This window comes from Chryseobacterium gleum, assembly GCF_900636535.1.
Taxonomy (GTDB): domain Bacteria; phylum Bacteroidota; class Bacteroidia; order Flavobacteriales; family Weeksellaceae; genus Chryseobacterium; species Chryseobacterium gleum.
In genome coordinates, this window is sequence record NZ_LR134289.1 from 3,201,911 (window position 1) to 3,221,525 (window position 19,615).

At 38.6% G+C, this 19,615-nt stretch carries 14 protein-coding genes and 1 riboswitch; of the genes, 4 read left to right on the forward strand and 10 right to left on the reverse strand.

Features of this window, described 5'->3' with window-relative positions:
- Positions 1 to 124 precede the first annotated feature (124 nt).
- Entirely contained in the window at positions 125 to 2,392 is a 2,268-nt protein-coding gene (locus tag EL165_RS14560) for an aconitate hydratase (RefSeq protein ID WP_002983822.1), read from the forward strand.
- A gap of 151 nt (positions 2,393 to 2,543) precedes the next feature.
- Here the strand turns inward: EL165_RS14560 and EL165_RS14565 are convergent, their stop codons facing one another.
- Positions 2,544 to 3,221 (reverse strand): LytR/AlgR family response regulator transcription factor, encoded by a 678-nt coding sequence (locus tag EL165_RS14565; RefSeq protein WP_002983823.1) that lies wholly within the window; start codon positions 3,219 to 3,221, stop codon positions 2,544 to 2,546.
- The gene (locus EL165_RS14570; RefSeq protein WP_002983825.1) at positions 3,214 to 4,233 is read right to left on the reverse strand and encodes a sensor histidine kinase; all 1,020 of its coding nucleotides are present in this window, start codon (positions 4,231 to 4,233) and stop codon (positions 3,214 to 3,216) included. The genes EL165_RS14565 and EL165_RS14570 overlap by 8 nt, the downstream gene beginning before the upstream one ends.
- 190 nt (positions 4,234 to 4,423) lie before the next feature.
- On the opposite strand from EL165_RS14570, the gene EL165_RS14575 reads away from it, so the two are divergent.
- On the forward strand, positions 4,424 to 6,547 hold the full coding sequence (locus tag EL165_RS14575) for a TonB-dependent receptor domain-containing protein (RefSeq protein WP_002983828.1): 2,124 nt from the start codon (positions 4,424 to 4,426) through the stop codon (positions 6,545 to 6,547).
- Between the two features lie 27 nt (positions 6,548 to 6,574).
- The gene (locus tag EL165_RS14580) at positions 6,575 to 7,414 is read left to right on the forward strand and encodes a DUF5694 domain-containing protein (RefSeq protein ID WP_002983831.1); all 840 of its coding nucleotides are present in this window, start codon (positions 6,575 to 6,577) and stop codon (positions 7,412 to 7,414) included.
- Between the two features lie 56 nt (positions 7,415 to 7,470).
- Here the strand turns inward: EL165_RS14580 and EL165_RS14585 are convergent, their stop codons facing one another.
- Positions 7,471 to 10,215 (reverse strand): TonB-dependent receptor plug domain-containing protein, encoded by a 2,745-nt coding sequence (locus EL165_RS14585; protein WP_041462113.1) that lies wholly within the window; start codon positions 10,213 to 10,215, stop codon positions 7,471 to 7,473.
- A gap of 293 nt (positions 10,216 to 10,508) precedes the next feature.
- A riboswitch (SAM-I-IV-variant riboswitch) is annotated at positions 10,509 to 10,606 on the reverse strand.
- A gap of 119 nt (positions 10,607 to 10,725) precedes the next feature.
- On the opposite strand from EL165_RS14585, the gene EL165_RS14590 reads away from it, so the two are divergent.
- Positions 10,726 to 12,951, forward strand: coding sequence for an outer membrane beta-barrel family protein (locus EL165_RS14590; protein ID WP_002983835.1), 2,226 nt, complete (start codon positions 10,726 to 10,728; stop codon positions 12,949 to 12,951).
- 177 nt (positions 12,952 to 13,128) lie between these two features.
- Here EL165_RS14590 and EL165_RS14595 read toward each other — a convergent pair whose 3' ends face one another.
- The 7 genes from EL165_RS14595 to thiC all read right to left on the reverse strand — a co-directional run bounded on the left by EL165_RS14595 (position 13,129) and on the right by thiC (position 19,607).
- Positions 13,129 to 13,839, reverse strand: a complete 711-nt coding sequence (locus EL165_RS14595; protein ID WP_002983836.1) for a HesA/MoeB/ThiF family protein — start codon at positions 13,837 to 13,839, stop codon at positions 13,129 to 13,131.
- A gap of 141 nt (positions 13,840 to 13,980) precedes the next feature.
- The gene (gene thiH, locus EL165_RS14600) at positions 13,981 to 15,099 is read right to left on the reverse strand and encodes a 2-iminoacetate synthase ThiH (RefSeq protein WP_002983838.1); all 1,119 of its coding nucleotides are present in this window, start codon (positions 15,097 to 15,099) and stop codon (positions 13,981 to 13,983) included.
- A gap of 6 nt (positions 15,100 to 15,105) precedes the next feature.
- Positions 15,106 to 15,882 carry a thiazole synthase gene (locus EL165_RS14605; RefSeq protein WP_002983839.1) on the reverse strand — a complete coding sequence of 259 codons (777 nt, stop codon included), beginning with the start codon at positions 15,880 to 15,882 and terminating at the stop codon, positions 15,106 to 15,108.
- A complete protein-coding gene (locus EL165_RS14610; RefSeq protein ID WP_002983841.1) occupies positions 15,879 to 16,493 on the reverse strand; it encodes a thiamine phosphate synthase in 615 nt (204 codons plus the stop codon). Before EL165_RS14610 ends, EL165_RS14605 begins: the two co-directional genes overlap by 4 nt.
- Positions 16,494 to 16,498: 5 nt before the next feature.
- Complete coding sequence (locus tag EL165_RS14615; protein WP_002983843.1) at positions 16,499 to 17,236, reverse strand: hydroxymethylpyrimidine/phosphomethylpyrimidine kinase; 738 nt, start codon at positions 17,234 to 17,236, stop codon at positions 16,499 to 16,501.
- Positions 17,212 to 17,799 (reverse strand): thiamine phosphate synthase, encoded by a 588-nt coding sequence (locus EL165_RS14620; RefSeq protein WP_002983845.1) that lies wholly within the window; start codon positions 17,797 to 17,799, stop codon positions 17,212 to 17,214. The genes EL165_RS14615 and EL165_RS14620 overlap by 25 nt, the downstream gene beginning before the upstream one ends.
- Positions 17,796 to 19,607, reverse strand: coding sequence for a phosphomethylpyrimidine synthase ThiC (thiC, locus tag EL165_RS14625; protein ID WP_002983846.1), 1,812 nt, complete (start codon positions 19,605 to 19,607; stop codon positions 17,796 to 17,798). The genes EL165_RS14620 and thiC overlap by 4 nt, the downstream gene beginning before the upstream one ends.
- Between the last annotated feature and the right edge of the window lie 8 nt (positions 19,608 to 19,615).

Genomic DNA, 19,615 nt, shown 5'->3' on the forward strand with positions numbered 1-19,615 from the left:
ATAGTCAAAATCATTCCTATTAATGGACAATAGGAACGTTTTTTGATGTGTAAAGAAATAGTTTTTTTCTTTTTTATCATCAAAGAACGAGACTTTAACAGACAAGAACAAAATTAAATACGATATGACTTTTGATATTGATATGATCAAAAAGGTATACGAGCGTTATCCTGAGAGAATTGCAGCAGCAAGACAAATCGTTGGAAAACCTCTTACCCTTTCAGAAAAAATCCTTTACACCCACCTTTGGGAAGGAAATGCTACACAAGCACATGAAAGAGGGAACTCTTATGTAGACTTCGCACCAGACAGAGTAGCGATGCAGGACGCCACAGCACAGATGGCACTTTTACAATTCATGCAGGCAGGAAAGGCCAAAGTAGCTGTTCCTTCTACTGCGCATGCAGATCACCTTATCCAGGCAAAAGTAGGTGCTGATAAAGACTTACAGGAAGGGATCAACAAAAATTCCGAGGTATTTAATTTCTTAAGCTCCGTATGCGATAAATACGGAATCGGGTTCTGGAAACCGGGAGCAGGAATCATTCACCAGGTAGTATTGGAGAACTATGCTTTCCCGGGAGGTATGATGATCGGTACTGACTCTCACACAGTAAATGCCGGAGGACTTGGAATGGTTGCCATTGGTGTAGGAGGTGCTGATGCCGTAGATGTAATGGCGGGAATGCCGTGGGAGCTTAAAATGCCTAAACTTATCGGAGTAAAATTAACCGGTAAAATGAATGGATGGACTTCTGCAAAAGATGTCATCTTAAAAGTAGCAGGGATTCTAACGGTAAAAGGAGGTACAGGATGTATCGTAGAATATTTCGGGGAAGGAGCCGAATCTCTTTCAGCAACCGGTAAAGGAACTATCTGTAACATGGGTGCTGAAATCGGAGCTACCACTTCTACTTTCGGATATGATGATTCTATGAGAAGGTATCTTGCGGCTACCGGAAGACAGGATGTAGTAGATGCAGCAGATAAAATTGCTGAACATTTGACAGGTGATGCTGAAGTATATGCCAACCCTGAACAATATTTCGATCAGTTAATAGAAATCAACCTTTCTGAACTGACGCCTCACTTAAACGGACCTTTCACTCCGGACTTAGCGACTCCTGTTGCTGAATTCAGAGCTAAAGCTGAAGCTAACGGATGGCCTTTGGAAGTTGAATGGGCTCTTATCGGTTCTTGTACCAACTCTTCTTATGAAGATTTATCAAGAGCGGCTTCAATTGTTGAAGATGCCGTTTCAAAAGGAGTAAAACCTAAAGCTATCCTGGGAATCAACCCTGGTTCTGAACAGGTGAAATTCACAGCAGAAAGAGACGGTTTCCTAGATTCTTTCAGAAAATTTGAAAACGCAAGAATCTTTACCAACGCTTGCGGACCATGTATCGGACAGTGGGACAGAGAAGGAGCAGAAAAAGGAGAGAAAAACTCTATTATCCACTCTTTCAACAGAAACTTTGCCAAAAGAGCTGACGGTAACCCGAATACCCATGCTTTTGTAGCTTCTCCGGAAATGGTTGCTGCAGTTGCAATATCAGGCAGACTTGACTTCAATCCAATTACAGATACTTTAACTAACGAAGCTGGCGAGCAGGTAAAACTTGATGAGCCTAAAGGTTATGAACTTCCTTCAAAAGGTTTTGCAGTAGATGACAACGGATATCAGGCGCCATCAGAAGACGGATCTAAAGTTGTTGTTAATGTAAGCCCAACTTCAGACAGGCTTCAGTTATTGGAAGAATTCCCGGCCTGGGATGGGAAAAACATTACCGGAGCCAGAGTATTGATCAAAGCTTTCGGAAAATGTACTACCGACCACATTTCTATGGCTGGACCATGGCTGAAATACAGAGGTCACTTAGATAATATTTCAAATAACATGTTGATCGGGGCTGTGAATGCTTACAACATGGAAACCAATAAAGTTAAAAACGAATTAACCGGTGAATACGGTGAAGTACCGGCTGTACAAAGAGCTTACAAAGCTGCCGGGATCCCGACAATTGTTGTGGGAGACCAGAACTATGGTGAAGGTTCTTCAAGAGAGCATGCTGCCATGGAGCCGAGACATTTAGGAGTGAAAGCTGTACTGGTAAAATCATTTGCGAGAATCCACGAAACCAACCTTAAGAAACAAGGGATGCTTGGAATCACTTTCGCAAACGAAGCGGATTATGACAAAATCCAGGAAGACGATATCGTTAATTTCTTAGATCTTGATCAGTTTGCTCCGGGAAAACAACTGACTTTAGAATTCATCCATACAGACGGAACTAAAGACATCATCATGGCTAACCATACTTACAACGATCAGCAGATTGACTGGTTTAAGGCTGGTTCTGCCCTGAATCTGATCAAACAACAGGAAAAATAAGATTAATTGTTAGATTAATTAATAAAGGGACGGCTTCAATTGAGGCCGTCTTTTTTATTTTAACTGCCTTTACATTTCCTTTGCTGAACTTTGATATTCTCCAAACCTTACAGGTTTTAGAAACCTGTAAGGTTTAGCTCTCATATGAATATTATGATATTCTATCAAGAAGGCCTGCTCTATAGCTTTCCCCAATAGGAATCTCATATTCAGGAAGAATGATTTTTTTTGCCCCGATACTTTTGATTTTATCCAGATTGATAATAAAAGATTTATGTACCCGTACAAATTTTTCAGAAAGCTGGCTTTCCATAGATTTAAGCGTATCCAAAACGATATACTCATCATTTTCTGTTCGGATATTGACATAGTCTTTGATACTTTCGATGTACAGGATTTCATTGAAACTTATGCGATGCCTCTGCCCTGAAGACTTTACAAAGAAATAGGTATTTTCTTCTTGCGGAAAAGAAAACCGTTCCTGAGCTTTTAATACGCTTTTCTGAAACCTTTCGAAAGAAACAGGCTTCAGAAGATAATCAACAACATTATGCTCATACCCTTCCAGTGCATACTCCGAATAAGCAGTGGTTACAATATATTTTTGATCTGCTCCTACAATCTTCATAAAATTGATCCCCGTAAGTTCCGGCATCTGGATATCCAGAAAGATAAGATCAGAATCATTCTTCTGCAGATATTCCACCGCAAGTATCGGATTCTCTGTGGAGAAAACCAGTTCAAGAAAAGGAATCTTTTCTGCATAATGTTCCAGAAGTGAGATTGCCAGAGGCTCATCATCAACGATAATGCACTTTATCTTATTCATTCTTTAAATCAATTTTTAAATCTACAACAAATTCCGTTTCTGAATCTTTGATCTTAAGCTGATATTTTGGGTACAATATTTCCAGCCTTTTTTTCACATTTTGAATGCCGATGCCGGAAACAACATCTTTCATTTTCTGTGTTTTATAATTAAAAAGATAAAAATGCAAAACCTCATCATGATCTGAGATTTTCATTTCAAAACCTTTACCACGGAAATCACCATGTTTGAAAGCATTTTCCACAAAAGGAACCAGCAGCATCGGAGAAATCTTCAGGTGAGTATACTGAATATTTTTCTCAATGATCAGCAGTTCCGGATTTCTGATCCTGAGTTTCTCCAGTGCTATCAGACTATCAATATATCCAATTTCCTTATCCAGAGAAATGGTATCTTTTTCAAGATCTTTTGTGCTGTACCTCAGCAGCTGACCAAGCTCCTCAATAGCAGGAAGCGCCTTATCCGACTTCTGATAGACAAGCGAGTAGATATTATTTAATGAATTAAAAATAAAATGAGGATTGATCTGTGTTTTCAAAGCCTGAAGTTCTGCCTGTTTCTTGTCTATCAGGAGCTGCTTTTTATCATTTTCAGCCACTCCATATTTTTCCAATATCCACAAAATTCCTGCTATGAAAGTAGGGAGCGAGCTATTGTAAATATTATCAAAAAAATAAAAGAAAAGCTCTGTACCTTCACCATAATTCCTGAATCCTAATGTTTCCGGAAGCATAATTTCCTCAATGATATAACGCAATCCGGCAAAGAACAGAAAAGCCAGTATAAAAACAAAAACGGCAGAATACAGTTTGTCTATTTTAAAAACTTTAGGAAAAACAATGAAATAGGCAAAGTAGAAAGTAAGAATCTTAACAAGGAAGAATGTAATTCTTAGAACATGCATATTAAATTTATTAGTCTCCGGAAAAAAATAATTCGGAGTGATCACTGTTCCTATAAAATTAAAGCTCCAATAGATAATCTGAAGCCATATAATCTGCTTTCTTTTCATATTCAAATATACCCTGTGCAGTTTTATTTTTGCATTATTTTTCGACAAAAACCTATTTTTTTCCGACGAAATTTATTTGATACACAGAATTCTGCACTTCATCTAAAAACTGTTTTGCCAATAGTCTTCATCCTATATTTTTGCCAGAGAAATGTAACATAATCATCATTTAATCTGTCATTTATATAATATGAAAACACACATTCTATTGATCACAATCCTGAGTTGTTCTTTTTCAGCAGCTCAAACCAAAGACACCACCAATGTGAACAAAATAGAGGCGGTTACCATGAGTGGTAAAAAGGTTCTGGTAGAACGTAAAGTGGACCGTCTTGTTTACAATGTCCAGAATTCCATGCTTTCACAAGGAAGTTCGGGAACTGAAGTTTTGGCCGGTACACCTTTATTACAGGTGGATGAAAATAAAGGACTGCTTTCCATTGCCGGAAAAAACGGCGTTTCTGTCATGGTTAATGACCGGATGCTGAATCTTTCCGGATCTGAGCTGATGAACTACCTCCGAAACCTTCGTTCGGAAAACATATTGAAAATTGAAGTAATTACCACTCCTCCCGCCAAATATGAAGCTCAGGGCAATAGTGGAATTATCAATATTATTCTTAAAAAAAATCAGAATCTTGGATGGAATGGTTACCTGAACACGAATTATACGCAAAAAACTTATGCTGCATTCAGTAGTGTGGCAGGCGTAAACTATCAGAATGAAAAAGTGAAAGCCTCAATAAAACTTCAGGGATATGACGGAGACAAAAGATCGGTAGAAAATTATAAGATAATCGGTCAAAGTTCTTCCGTCAGCAGGGATGAAAGACGGGATATGAATGACGGATTAGGACTGAATGTTAATGTTGATTATTCTCTTTCCAAAAATTCCAATATCGGATTGGTTTATGATATTTCGAAGGGACATTCCAATATGGATATCAACTCGAAGCAAAACTATTTCACCAACAACACTCCTACTTTACAAACAGATACGGATTCCAGACATCGTTCTTCTTTTACTTCACAGATGCTGAATGTATATTTTGATCAGAAATTCGGGGAACATAAGCTAAGCCTGGGAGCCAATTATTATGGAAATCTTCCGGATACAGAGGTGAATTTTACGACGAGAAATGTTGCCAACAATTCAGCACAGGTGGTAAGAAATCTTTCATCAGTGGATTATAAAATATATTCAGGGCAGGCAGATTTAACTTTAAACTTCAAAAAAATACAGCTGGAAACCGGAGCAAAATACAGCCAGTTTTCTAATAATTCGGACATCGGATATTTTAATTTTATCAACAGTGGTTACCTTATAGATCCATCGAGAAGCAATCTTTTTGATTATAATGAAAAGAATTATGCTGCCTATCTGAGTGCCAGTAAAGATCTTGGCGAAAAATGGTCTGTGAAAGCAGGACTCCGCTATGAATATACACAAACCAGCGGTTTCTCCCCCACTACACAGACAAAATCTGAGAATAATTACGGAAAGTTCTTCCCAACAGCTTATCTGTCTTATAAGGCCAATCAGGGTAATCAGTTTAGTATTAATTATTCCAGAAGAATCAACCGCCCGTATTTCCGGGCTTTGGATCCGTTCCGATGGTATTCCAATCCGAACTCGTATTATTCAGGAAATCCAAGTCTGCAGCCTTCTTTCAATCATAATATAGAACTTAACTATATGTTCAAAAATAAGTTTTCGGCTAATCTTTACTACCAGAGAACAACAAATAACTTTGACCAGATCACATTCCTGACCGGGATTAACCTCGTTAGTACATTCGAGAATTACTATAATCAGGATAATTATGGGATCAATCTGAATTACACAGATACTTTCTTCAAAATATGGGAAAGCAATATTTCAACTTCGTTCAGTTATAATGAAACTCAGATCACAAGGTTCAATCTGGTTCCTAAAAACGGACAGTCGTTCTATTATTCACTCAATAATACATTTCAATTAAATAAAGCTAAAACGTTCATGTTATTTGTTAACTACTGGCATAATCTTCCTTCCCGTGACGGATACACCGCTGTAAGGAACAGAGCAAGCCTTGATGCCGGAATAAAGATGAGCTTTGTAGAAAAAGCACTTCAGGTAAATCTTTCGGTGAGTGATATTTTTAAACAGTCCGGATATAAGGGAGATATGTATTTTACAGATAATACACAGTCATTCAACAACTACTGGGATGCCAGAAGAATGACACTCAGCATCACTTATAATTTTGGAAACCAAAAAATCAAATCCAATAACAGAGCGGTAAATTTCGAAGAGAAAAACCGTGCACAATAATCTAATACTAACAAAAAAAATAAACTCATGAAAACTTTTATTTATATCCTTCTTGTATGTCTTTCTACATCAGTAGTTGCTCAAAAAAAGCCTTCAGATTATTTTAAAAATCCAAAGACAAAAGTCCTGGTGGTAGGCACCTTTCATTTTGATTATCCTAATCTGGATGCTCATAAAATCAATAAGGAAGATCAGGTAGATGTACTCTCTCCTAAAACAGCAAAAGAAGTCACTGAACTTGTAGAGTATATCAAAAGATTTAAACCGACAAAGATTGCAATAGAAGCCTGGCCAGGCTGGAACGCCAATCAAAAGCTAAAGGAATACAGCGAAGGCAAACACCGTGACAAAAGAGATGAGCGCTATCAGCTAGCTATGAGGCTAGCCAGTGAGCTTACAATAAACGAATTGTTCAGCATTGACGCAGAATCTGTTCTGGATGATCTTGAAAAACATTTTGGGAAAACTGATTCTGCATTTTTTAAAAGTCTTAGTAAAGATTATGATTTCAGAAGTGATGACCCGATCTCCGAACAGTTTACTGCCTTTTACAAGAGTTCGGAGCCTAAAAACTTCAAATCACTGCTTGATACTTTTATTTATATGAATTCCAAAGAAAGCCATCAATATGGATACGGAGCCTATTTAAGCGGTGATTTCAAATTAAGAGAACATGACGGTGCCGATATGCTAGCACTTTACTGGTACAGCAGAAATCTGAGAATGTTCCGTAATATTCAAAACATTCCTCACAACGGTGAAGACAGAATTCTTGTGATTGCCGGAAATGGACATGCAGCGGTATTAAGGCAGCTTTTTACCTCTTCCGCGGAATATGAATTCACTGAGTTTTCTTCACTGAAATAAATAAAAAGACAGAGATTGAACCTCTGTCTTTTTTAATCAAAACGTCAGTCTTTATATTAGAAACTGAATTCAATTCTTGCAAACAAGAACCTTCCGCCTATACCATACTGTGAAACCTGTCTGGAATAGACAAACTGATTATCTGCTGTTAATGAGCTTATAGCAGGGCTTTTAGAAGGCAAAATATTAAAGATATTATTGCTTCCTACTGTTGCTGAAATATTTTTATTAAAACTATAGCCTACAGATAGATCTGTTACCAGGCGGCTGTTAAGGACAAAATGCTCTGTACTTCCCGTTACTCCATCAAAGTTAGCATCTACCACATCTGCATCGGTCACTTTACCAAAGAAAGAATTACGCAGTACGAAAGTAAAGCTGGAAACTCTTACTGTATTGCCCAATGTAGCTTTTACACGGGGTACAGCTTCTTCAAAATAAATTCTGTTGGGCTCCGAGAAATAATTATTGATCTGGCTTACCAGTTTAGGAGATGCATGGATATCCCCGATTCTTTTGGTTTGATTAAAGTTGATTCCCAGGTTATTCTCCAAAGAAACCCCGGATGATATTTTTGAGTTCTGGGAAATCGTAATATCCAGACCTTTCGTCTGAGAATCTACAGCATTAGCAAAGAAATTGGCTGCGCTGGCTCTTGCGAGATCAAAAGCATCCTGTAGAACGGCCTGGTCTGAGCCGGGAGAAAAACTACCATCAGGACGGTAGAAAAGATCAGTCAGTACTACTCTGTCTTTAATCTTGATTAAGTAAGCATCTGCTGTGAAAGTCAGGTTTAAGGCCGGAACCTTCCATGTAATTCCTGTGCTGTAGGATTGTGAGGTTTCCTGTTTTAATTTTGGAATCCCTAATGCCTGTGCAGCCTCAGAATTATTTCTGAAAGTACCTACCTGTGTTGTTTTTCCCTGCTGAATCAACGTAGAAGTAGAGCTGTAATAGATTTGAGCCAGTGAAGGAGCTCTGAACCCCGTAGAAACAGCTCCTCTCCAGTTGAGATTGGAAGCCAGTTTTACATTGGTTGCCACCTTATAATTGAATGTAGATCCGAAATCTGAATAATTCTCATATCGTACAGCTCCTTCCAACAGCCATCTGTCTGTAATTTCCAATTCTGCATCGGCATAAGCTGCAATACTGTTTCTGTTACCGGAAACTGCATTTTCAGGACTGAATCCCGGAAAGACCTGAGCACCTGCGGGTCTTACATTTCCAAAGAAATCGGTTACTTTTTCATTTTCAGGAGTTTTGGCTGTTACTACACGTCCATAGATATCATAAGAAGCATAAGAATTTTCTTTTCCAGCATTTACTTTATAATTCTCGTGTCGGTATTCGCCACCAAATGCTAGATTCAAGCCTTTCAGAACATCATATTTTTTGGAGAAATCCAAATTAATCGTGTTTTGTGAAAACTCAGATCCTCCGGCATCAAAAGTCCTTGGAGAAGCATCTGTAAGCGAAGCATTAAAAGTATTGACAACACCAAAACCAAAGACGTTTTTCCCGAATGTATTACTGAAATCAATATTCCAGCCATCCCATTTTCCTTTAATTCCGGCGGCAAGGGAATAATCATTCACAGTGGCTTCAATCTGCGGAAGATATCCGTTGGGTGTAACTGCATTGATATTTCTTTCATTGTTCGGAAGCCTGTAAAACCCTCCGGCATTTCCAAGACGATAGCTGTAACCTCCAAATGAATAAACTTTCCATTCATCACTAACAGGAATTTCAGAGTTGAAAAAGAGCTGCCCGGACTGTAATTTAGATTGCCCTGCTCTCAGGCTGAAATCTTTTCTCTCCAATCCCCTGTAGTTAAGTTCCTGAGAGGTAAAATCTTTACCCAATATTTTTTGAAGCTCAGAAATACTGTTTGCCCCTGAGATCTGAGTTTGAAAATCATTCCCAAAATAATCTACCTTAGTAGCATATTGCTTTATGGTATTGATGATCTGCTGAGTATTGGGAGTATTGGTAATATTTTTATATAAGCCATCAATATTAACTCCATCCTGTAATGCCCTGTAGTTAATGGCATTATAGGCATTGAAGATATCACCTTCCCTTACTCCGGCTCTGGAATAAGGATCACGGTATTGGGCAGAACCGGTAATGTTAAAGAATCCGGTTTTCCCTATTTTAGCTCCGTAGTTGAGATCTACAGAAATCGTCTGCCCGTCTACTCCTCCGGAGAAATTATTAGTGACAGGAGAAGCATATCCTCCTAAAAATACCTGCCCGGAAAGTCCCAATCTTTTTTTCAGCCCAAGGTTTAGTACTCCTGCAATAGCGTCAGAACCATACTGGGCAGCAGCTCCATCCCTTAGAACCTCTATTTTCTCCAGTGCAAAGGCAGGAATAGCATTAAGGTCGGTTCCCACGGAACCTCTTCCCGGCGTAAGGGTAACATTAACCAGTGAAGACTGATATCTTCTTTTTCCGTTTACCAGCACCAAAACCTGATCTGGTCCTAATCCTCTCAGCAGCGCAGGATCTACAAAATCAGTTCCGTCATTAACGGTATGAGAGGTGGATGAGAATGAGGGTACAATATAATTTAAAGCCTGGCTGATACTGTTAGAAGGGCTTTGTTTTAAAATTTTTGATATATTAATAATATCTACCGGAACAGGCGTCTCTGTTAATGATCTTCCGGAGCCTCTTGACCCAAGGATGACTACATCATCTATTTTCTTTGATTGTAAGGTGTCCGTCTGTGCGTAGTAAAATGTGGAAATAAGTGCGATAGAAGGAACAAAGATTCTTTTTTTGAAATTATGCATGTTGTTGTGTACTTTTTGTTGATAAAATTTATTTTTTGGCAATACAAATCCTGTAACCCTAAATTGTAAGGTTACCATAGAATTCAAAATGTTTGTATTATTTTTTAGAAATAGAAAAGACTAGAAACAACAACACATGCGCATGTAGAAATGGCATGAGAACATATCAGAGTAATGAAGATTTACCTCATGATCTGAAGAATAAAAAATTACTGATGTTGGGTGTTTTCCCTTGTCTTTAAACATTTGATTTTATCTTTAAAACAAAAATTCAAGATGGGAGTAATGATAGAATGATAAACATTTTTTCCGGGAGATCCGGCTTATCGATTGCAGCACCTTGCTTGTTTTTGCAGGTTGCTATCCCATCTAGAGATTCTTGATAATTACTTGGCAAAGATATAATTATTTCGGAAATAAAAAAATAGTTAGCCTAAATTTTCGGTTTTCAAACATTTACCGTAACAAATTCTCTTTTTCTGCGTCTAACCGGATAACAGTAAAAACATTATGAAAAAAACAATTTTCGCTTTATCCTTACTAAGCTCTGTTTTTGTTTTTTCACAGGAAAAAAATAATAAACCTCAGGAAAAGCAAATTGAAGGCGTAGTCATTACCAAAACTAAAAAAGCCGTTGAACAAAAAGCAGACCGTACTATTTTTGACTTTTCTGAACAGCCCCAGCTGAATAACGGAAACGTTCTGGAAGGAATAAAAAAACTTCCGGGGCTTGTATCTACCGATATTGCAGGAATGATGTATCAGGGAAAAATGCTGGAAGTATACCTTAACGGAAGACCTCTGAACATCACCTCCAATGAATTGAATTCCTTTCTGGAAGGGATGCCCGCCAATTCTGTAGAAAGAATTGAAGTGATCACACAGCCGGGTGCTGAATTTCCGGCAACTTCCGGAGGTGCCATCATGAATATCATTACCAATAAAAATGCAAATAAATATTTGACGGCTACTTATTCAGGAAATTATTCTTTCACGAATTATGACAAATACAGAAGCAGAACTACGAATTCCGTTAATTTAAATGCAAGAAATAAATATTTCGGATGGCAGCTGAATGTTGGGCAGAATTACCGCGAAAGTATGCTGAATGGCCAGCAGGATGAGCTTTTAACAAGTCATACCAACAGATATGGACGCGGATATTTTGCAAAATCCGGGTTAACTTTTGATTTAGGACAGGACCGATTATTGTTAAACTACGATATTTATCACAACAATAATGACAACTACACTTTAAGTGACGGACATGGTGATTTGCCTTTCAAAAGAAATCTGCAGGATTTGAGAGAAGCTTTTTATACTTCTTCCGATGTTGCGCATACCAATAACCTTAGACAGGAAGCTGTTGTAACGTATCAGAAGCGCTTTGCTGACAAATCTCAGAAACTGGACTTCCAGTTTGGGTATACAAGGTCAGACAGCAAGTTTTCACAGGATAATTATTTCCAGGATGGGACCTTTGTAAACTATCCTACTGAACCTCTTGATAGCCCTACCAATGGATTAAAAGATATTCTGAACAATAAATCTGTGATGAATATTGCTAACTTTAAAGTAGATTACGCACAGCCTATCAAGCTTCTTGATGGCGGAAAGGTAAGCTTTGGAGGATTGTATGAAAAGCAGGATTATAACACGGAAAGCTTTGGCCTCACCAATCTTGAATATCAGAGACAGACTGCTTCAACGTATTTAGAGTTTCAGGCTAAGCTGAAAAAGTTTGATTTCACATTGGGTTCCCGTGCTGAAAACTATGATATTTCCGGGATCACAAGATATATTGATAAGGATAAAAAACTGGTTGAGGCTGATCTGATTCCTTTCAACAAATTTAAATTTTTCCCGAACGCGAGCATTCAGTATAACATGATGAACCAGGTATATATTGCTGCGAATTACAACAGGAAAATCAGTTTGCCAAGCATTTCTGCCCTGAATCCGAATAACGTCACATTCTCGGGACCAAGTACGGAAGTAAACGGTAACCCGAACCTTCAGCCTACTATTTTTGATAATTACGAATTGAAAATATCAGCTTTTGATTATGCGTTTATCGGATACAGTGTAAGTTCAGCAAGCAATCAGGTAGCACAGATCATTCGAAAAGACGGAAGGAAACTTTTCAATGAGCAGGTGAATATTTCCAATATGAGAATTCATAATTTTAATGTGGGATTACCGGTTCCTTTTATGATTTTCAGTAAACCTTTGAGCGAAATCATGAAATTTAATTTCAATCCTGATAAAATTAATTTCATGTACTTATATGCTGGCTATCAGAAACATGAAATCGACAATCTGAATAATAAAGGGTTCTGGATCTTCAATATCATGACTCAGATTATTTTACCTAAAGACATCAAGCTTACTGCGAATTACAGTTATCTGACTCCAAAGGCAGGATATTTCTACTTTACGGCAGAGAAGCCATTCAACAACTCGTTTGATATTACATTAACGAAAAAGTTTATGAACAACCGTCTGACCCTTTCTGTTTTTGCCAATGATATTTTCAACGGACAGGTAATGCAGGTAAGTTCTAACCCGCCATCAGGAAATCCGGTAATGATCTACAGTAAATATGACACAAGAAATTTCGGGCTTTCTATTAATTATAAAATTCCAACGAGAAATAAATTAGCGAAAGAAGATCCGAATATCTTAAATCAGACTAAAAAAGAGGATACCGGAGGCGTAATGCAACAGGCACAATAATGCTTTAAACAATAGAAATAAAAACAGGAGGTAAAGATTATTATCACCTGTTTTTTTTAGGTTTTGGCTAAAGCCAATGGAAGATATTAAAATAAGAACGGGCTAAAGCCCGTTCCTATTGATATTGAATTCGTGTTATTTGTGAAACCATTTGTGACATTAGTGTTTACATTTACATCAAAAATCAATCGTCTGAAATCTCCAGCCCAGCGTATCAACCAGTGTCAGCTGATTTACACTTACCGGAAGATCCGTTATAATTTTCAGTGCCTGAAGAGCCATCATACTGCCTATGATCCCAGGCAGTGCTCCCAAAACTCCAAGACTGTCACAATCCGGTACATCTTCATCAAAAGGTGGTTCCGGGAAAATATCCCTTAAGTTTTTACTTCCGTTATGATTAAATACAGCAACTTGCCCTGCGAAACCTAGAATACTCCCGTAAACCAGAGTTTTTTGTAATTGCACACAGGTATCATTCACCAGATATCTTGTTGAAAAATTGTCTGAACCGTCAATAACAACATCGTACTGAGTAATGATTTCTTCAGCATTATCTTCATTGATTTTTTCTTCAATCTTTTTGAATATTACCTGATGATTGAGTTCTTTTACAAAGGCTTCAGCACTTTTCACTTTGGATAATCCGACTCTGTTTTCGGTATGGATAATCTGTCGGTTCAGATTATGAAGTTCAACCTCATCAAAATCTGCAACACCTAAAGTTCCTACCCCAGCGGCAGCCAGATATTGAAGAACAGGACTTCCCAAACCTCCTGCCCCGATGACAAGAACTTTGGATGACTTTATTTTCTTTTGTCCTTCCAATCCTATTTCTTCAATAAAGATCTGCCGGCTGTACCGGGAAAAATAATCTTCTTTTTTCATGCCTTATGATAATTGAACCATTAAGGTTTTTTAAGCTTTTAAGAATAGTTAAGTGAGCTTCGCTTGAAAAAGCTGTCTTAAAAATCTTTGATTTCTCTTAATTCAACTTCATCTCTTCAAAGTCCTTAATGGTTTAAAAATTTAAAATCCACTATAAACAGAATCCCAATCTTTCATCACAGGATCGTAACCTGCTTTTCTAATCATGGTTTTAATCTCTTCCATACTCCGTTCATCACTGGTTTCAAACTGTTCCAGAGATTCTTTATCTACGGCATAACCTCCCGGATTGGTCTTTGACCCTGCACTCATTGCTGTTGCCCCCAGAGAAACAATATTATTTCTGAACACTTCATTTTCCCTGGTGGATATGGAAATCTCAAGATCTTCATTCCAGATTCTATAGGCACAAATCAACTGAAGAAGATCTCTATCTTCCATAATAAAATTGGGTTCAATAATTCCTTCAGCGGGTCTGAGCCTAGGAAAGGAAACCGAAAACTTACTTTTCCAGTATTGTTTCTGAAGATAATCGATGTGTAAGGCATTGAAAAAGCTGTCCACTCTCCAGTCTTCCAATCCAAGCAGAACTCCCAGCCCTATTTTATGAATTCCTGCTCTTCCTATCCTGTCAGGAGTTTCCAGGCGGAAATGGAAGTTTGATTTTTTACCTTTCGGATGGTATTCCCTGTAGACATCCTGATGATAGGTTTCCTGATACACTAAAACAGAATGTACTCCTTCTTCGTGAAGCAGTTTATATTCTTCTTCCATTAAAGGCTGAACTTCAATGGAAATATTGGAAAAATGAGGCTTTAGTTTACGGACAGCATTTTGAAAATAAGGTACACCTACTATTTTATTGGCTTCACCGCTTACCAGCAGTACATGATTCACCCCCATTGATTTCAGGACTGATGCTTCTATCATCAGCTCCGTATCGGAAAGGGTTTTCCTTTTCAGTTGATTATCAAGACTGAAACCACAATAGGTACAGATATTCTGGCATTCATTGCTGAGATACAGCGGCGCATACAGCTGAATGGTTTTTCCGAATCGTTTCTGGGTAAGTGCCCGCGTCATCACTGCCATCAGCTCCAGTTCCCCAGAAGCGGCAGGTGACAGAAGATTCAGGAAATCATCAAGATTTTTATTCTTTTTCTGAAGGCTGTACCTTACATCAGCTGGGCTTACTTTTTCAAGCTTATCCTTTACCTCATCCCATTGGTAGTTTTCAAAAACCTCTTTAAAGCTTTTCATAATCTTTTATTCAAACAAAAACGAAGTCAGCGGACTTGAAGCTTCAGCATGACTGGAAATGGCTCCCAACCCCGATTCAAAAGCCCTTCTTCCGGCAATAACTCCTTCTTTAAAAGCGACAGCCATATTCAATGGATTTCTCGCAACAGCAATCGCAGTATTCACCAAAACAGCGTCAGCTCCCATTTCCATGGCTTTTGCTGCATCTGATGGTGCTCCGATTCCTGCATCTACCACCACTGGGACGTTGCTCTGGCTGATGATTATTTCAAGAAAGTCCTGTGTTTTTAAACCTTTATTTGTTCCAATAGGAGCACCCAAAGGCATCACTACAGCTGTTCCGGCGTCTTCAAGACGTTTGCACAAAACAGGATCAGCATGAATGTAAGGCATTACCACAAATCCAAGTTTGGCTAATTCTTCAGTGGCATATAAGGTTTCAATGGGGTCCGGCAGTAAATATTTCGGATCCGGGTGGATCTCCAGCTTTACCCAGTTCGTTTCCAGCGCTTCTCTGGCTAATTGTGCTGCCAGTACAGCTTCTTTTGCGGTTCTGGCTCCGGAAGTATTAGGCAGAAGATGAACACGGGTTTCTTTCAGTGAATCAAGCAGATCATCTTCATTGGATTGTGCATCAATTCTCTTTAAGGCCATTGTTACCATATCGGTTTCTGATGCGATAACAGATTGTACCATATCTCTCATACTTCCGAATTTTCCTGTTCCTAAAAACAGTCTGGATTCAAAAGTTCTTCCTGCTATTTCTAATTTCTGATGGTTCATATCATTACTTTTTTTAGTTCATTAATAATCTCAGGCTGTTTTGTAATAAGGTCAGAAACGGCAACACCGTAAATTCCGATTTCCTGTAAGGGTAAGATATCTTCAAAAGCAACACTTCCGATGGCAAATATTTTAGGGATATCAATGGATTGCTCTCTTAATCCATCTATAATTTTCTGATATCCTTCATACCCAAGAACAGGACTTAGTTTTTCTTTAGTTGTGGTAAACCTCAATGGTCCCAGACCTATATAGTTGCAGGATTCATTGATTCTCTGAATGACATCCGAAAGGGTATTGGCTGTTCCGCCGATAATTTTATTTTCTCCTAAAATCAGCCTTGCTTCTTCAACAGCAATGTCATTTAATCCTACATGCACTCCATCTGCATCAATTTCTTTAGCCAGATGTACATGGTCATTGATGATACAAACCGACTGATATTCTGAACAAAGTTGTTTTGAAATTTCACAAAGGTTTATTAATTCATTTTCAGGAGCATTTTTCCATCTCACCTGTACCCATTGGATTCCATTATCCAGGGCTTTACGGATATGAAGTTCCTGCTCCTGTATTGTATTTCCCTGTGATATGTATTGTAATTTTTCCATATATTCTATGAATGTGTTCCCAGTAAAGAGGAATTGCTTTTTAAAAATTTTCCGATATATAATTTTCCGTTCCGGCAGGACGTTTCCATATTTTTCCCTTTCGCAAGTTCTGCTGTAATGGCTGAGGATAAAACACAACCTGAACCATGTTTGGGAAAATATACCATATTATCTTCGGCCGGAACTAATAGAATTTCTTTTCCGTTTTCAACTAAAATGTCCGTTCCCAAAAGATCTTCTCTATGCCCTCCTTTGATCAGCAATGCACATTGACGGGTATCCGGTAGAAGATAATTTTCCTTTAAAACACTGTATTCATTATAATTCGGAGTTATTAAACTGAGCTTATTAATGGTATTTTTTAATTGAGGAAGTGTGTCAAGATCAAAAAAAGTGAATTCGGAAGTGCTTTTCAGGACAGGATCCCAAACAATTTTAACTTCAGAGTTACTTTTTTGAATCGTTTCTACAATTTTGCTTAAAAAACCGACATCTTTCACAATTCCGATTTTCACTGCTGAAACAGGATAGTTTTCCATCAAGACCTGAATGGCTTCAGTCACTTCATCCAAAGGACGCCATTCAAGGCTAAGACATTGGGAAGCGGTTTGCAGTGTTAATGCAGTACATACTCCCAGTCCCATTACTTTGGATTGCTCAAAGGTTTTACTGTCTGATAATAAGCCTGCTCCACCACTTGGGTCAAAGCCCGCAATGCTTATGACATAAGGACGTTCCTGCATTTTTTGAATACTTTTAAAGGTTCTTCACTTTCCCATACAGCACCTAACAGCGCTGCTCCGTCTGCACCCGATTCGAAGACTTCATGAATATTATCATGATTAATGCCTCCAAGGGCAATTAATTTCACATCCGGATTGTTCCGATATTGTATTTCTTCTTTAATAGTAGAATCTGTCCCATATCCTTTTTTGGATATACTTGGAAAGAACGGGCTTATGAAAGCATATTCCCATTCTTTATCCAAAGTATTGTAGGTTGTGATATGGTGTACTGAAGTTGAAATAATATTTTCCGGTACAAAGGGTTTGTATTTTCCTTGTTCCCGGTCAATTTCCCTGAAATGAAATCTTGAAATATGATATTCTTTCCCAAGGTCATAATGCGTATGAAGTACCAGCTGTGAATGAAAAGCGTCATCAATTTTGGTTATAAATTCAATCATTTCATTACGGCTGATCCATGGTTTACGGATGTGAAGCAGGTTAAGACCTTCCTGAAACATCTGATTAATGCTATCAGTTTCGTTCGGAACAATCAATTCAGGAGTGATAACAAGGATCATATATAGATTTCTTTCCCTTTTTCAATAAATTCCTGTGACTTATCCAGCATTCCTTTTTCTGCAGATTCACGGATTTCCTGAGTAATTTTCATAGAGCAGAACTTCGGTCCGCACATAGAACAGAAATGGGCAATTTTTGCGCCTTCTGCCGGAAGTGTTTCATCGTGATATGCTCTTGCTGTTTCCGGATCTAATGAAAGATTGAACTGATCTTCCCATCTGAATTCAAATCTTGCTTTACTTAATGCATTGTCTCTGTATTGTGCGCCCGGATGGCCTTTTGCCAAATCTGCCGCATGTGCTGCCAGTTTATAAGTGATCACCCCAACTTTTACATCATCCTTGTTCGGAAGTCCTAAATGTTCTTTCGGTGTTACGTAGCAAAGCATCGCACATCCAAACCATCCGATCATGGCAGCTCCGATCCCGGAAGTAATATGATCATAACCCGGTGCAATATCTGTGGTTAAAGGACCTAAGGTATAAAACGGAGCTTCATGGCATTCCTTCAGCTGTTTATCCATATTTTCTTTGATCATGTGCATTGGTACATGTCCCGGACCTTCAATCATTACCTGCACATTATGCTTCCAGGCAATTTTAGTGAGTTCACCTAACGTTTCCAGTTCTGCAAACTGAGCTGCATCATTGGCATCTGCAATAGATCCCGGACGAAGCCCGTCCCCCAGAGAGAAGGCCACGTCGTATTTCTTCATGATCTCGCAAATCTCCTCAAAATGAGTGTACAGGAAGCTTTCTTTATGATGGAACAGGCACCATTTTGCCATAATTGATCCACCTCGGGAAACAATTCCGGTTACTCTGTTGGCTGTCAGGTGAATATATCTTAGTAAAACTCCTGCGTGGATGGTAAAGTAAGAAACTCCCTGTTCAGCCTGTTCGATCAGGGTATCTCTGAAGATTTCCCATGTAAGATCTTCAGGAACACCTTTTACTTTTTCCAATGCCTGATAAATAGGAACGGTACCGATCGGAACCGGACTGTTTCTTATGATCCACTCTCTTGTTTCGTGAATATTTTTCCCTGTAGAAAGATCCATAATGGTATCTGCTCCCCATCGGCAGGCCCATACGGCTTTTTCCACTTCTTCTTCAATACTGGATGAAACAGCGCTGTTTCCGATATTGGCATTGATTTTCACCAGGAAATTTCTCCCGATGATCATCGGCTCACTTTCCGGGTGGTTGATGTTATTGGGAATAATGGCTCTCCCGGCGGCAATTTCGTCTCTTACAAATTCCGGAGTGATCTTGCCTTTCGGAGTATTCGCTCCAAAGCTGTGTCCCGGATGTTGAAAGCTCATTTCTTTAGATACGGAATCAAGCTGCTCTATTCTCTGGTTTTCCCTGATAGCCACATACTCCATTTCCGGGGTGATGATTCCCTGCTTAGCATAATAAAGCTGTGTCAATTCTTTTCCTTCTTTAGCAACTTTAGGTTTATGGTCATAGGAAAACCTCAGTTCGTCAAGACGTGGATCGGCTAAACGGGCTTTTCCGTATTCAGATGTAATTCCGTCTAAGATATTCACATCATTTCTTTCCAGAATCCATTGTTCTCTGATTCTAGGAAGCCCTTTCTGAATATCGACAACTGCATTTTCATCGGTATAAGGCCCTGAAGTATCATAGATCGTTACCGGAGCATTATGTTCAAAGCCGCCATTGCTAAGTTTGGTTGGGCTAAGCTGTATTTCACGCATGGCTACATTGATAGGGTGTAGTTTTCCTTCAACATAGATTTTCTTTGAGTTCGGAAATGGCGAACATGTAATGGAGTGAGCCATAAGTATTG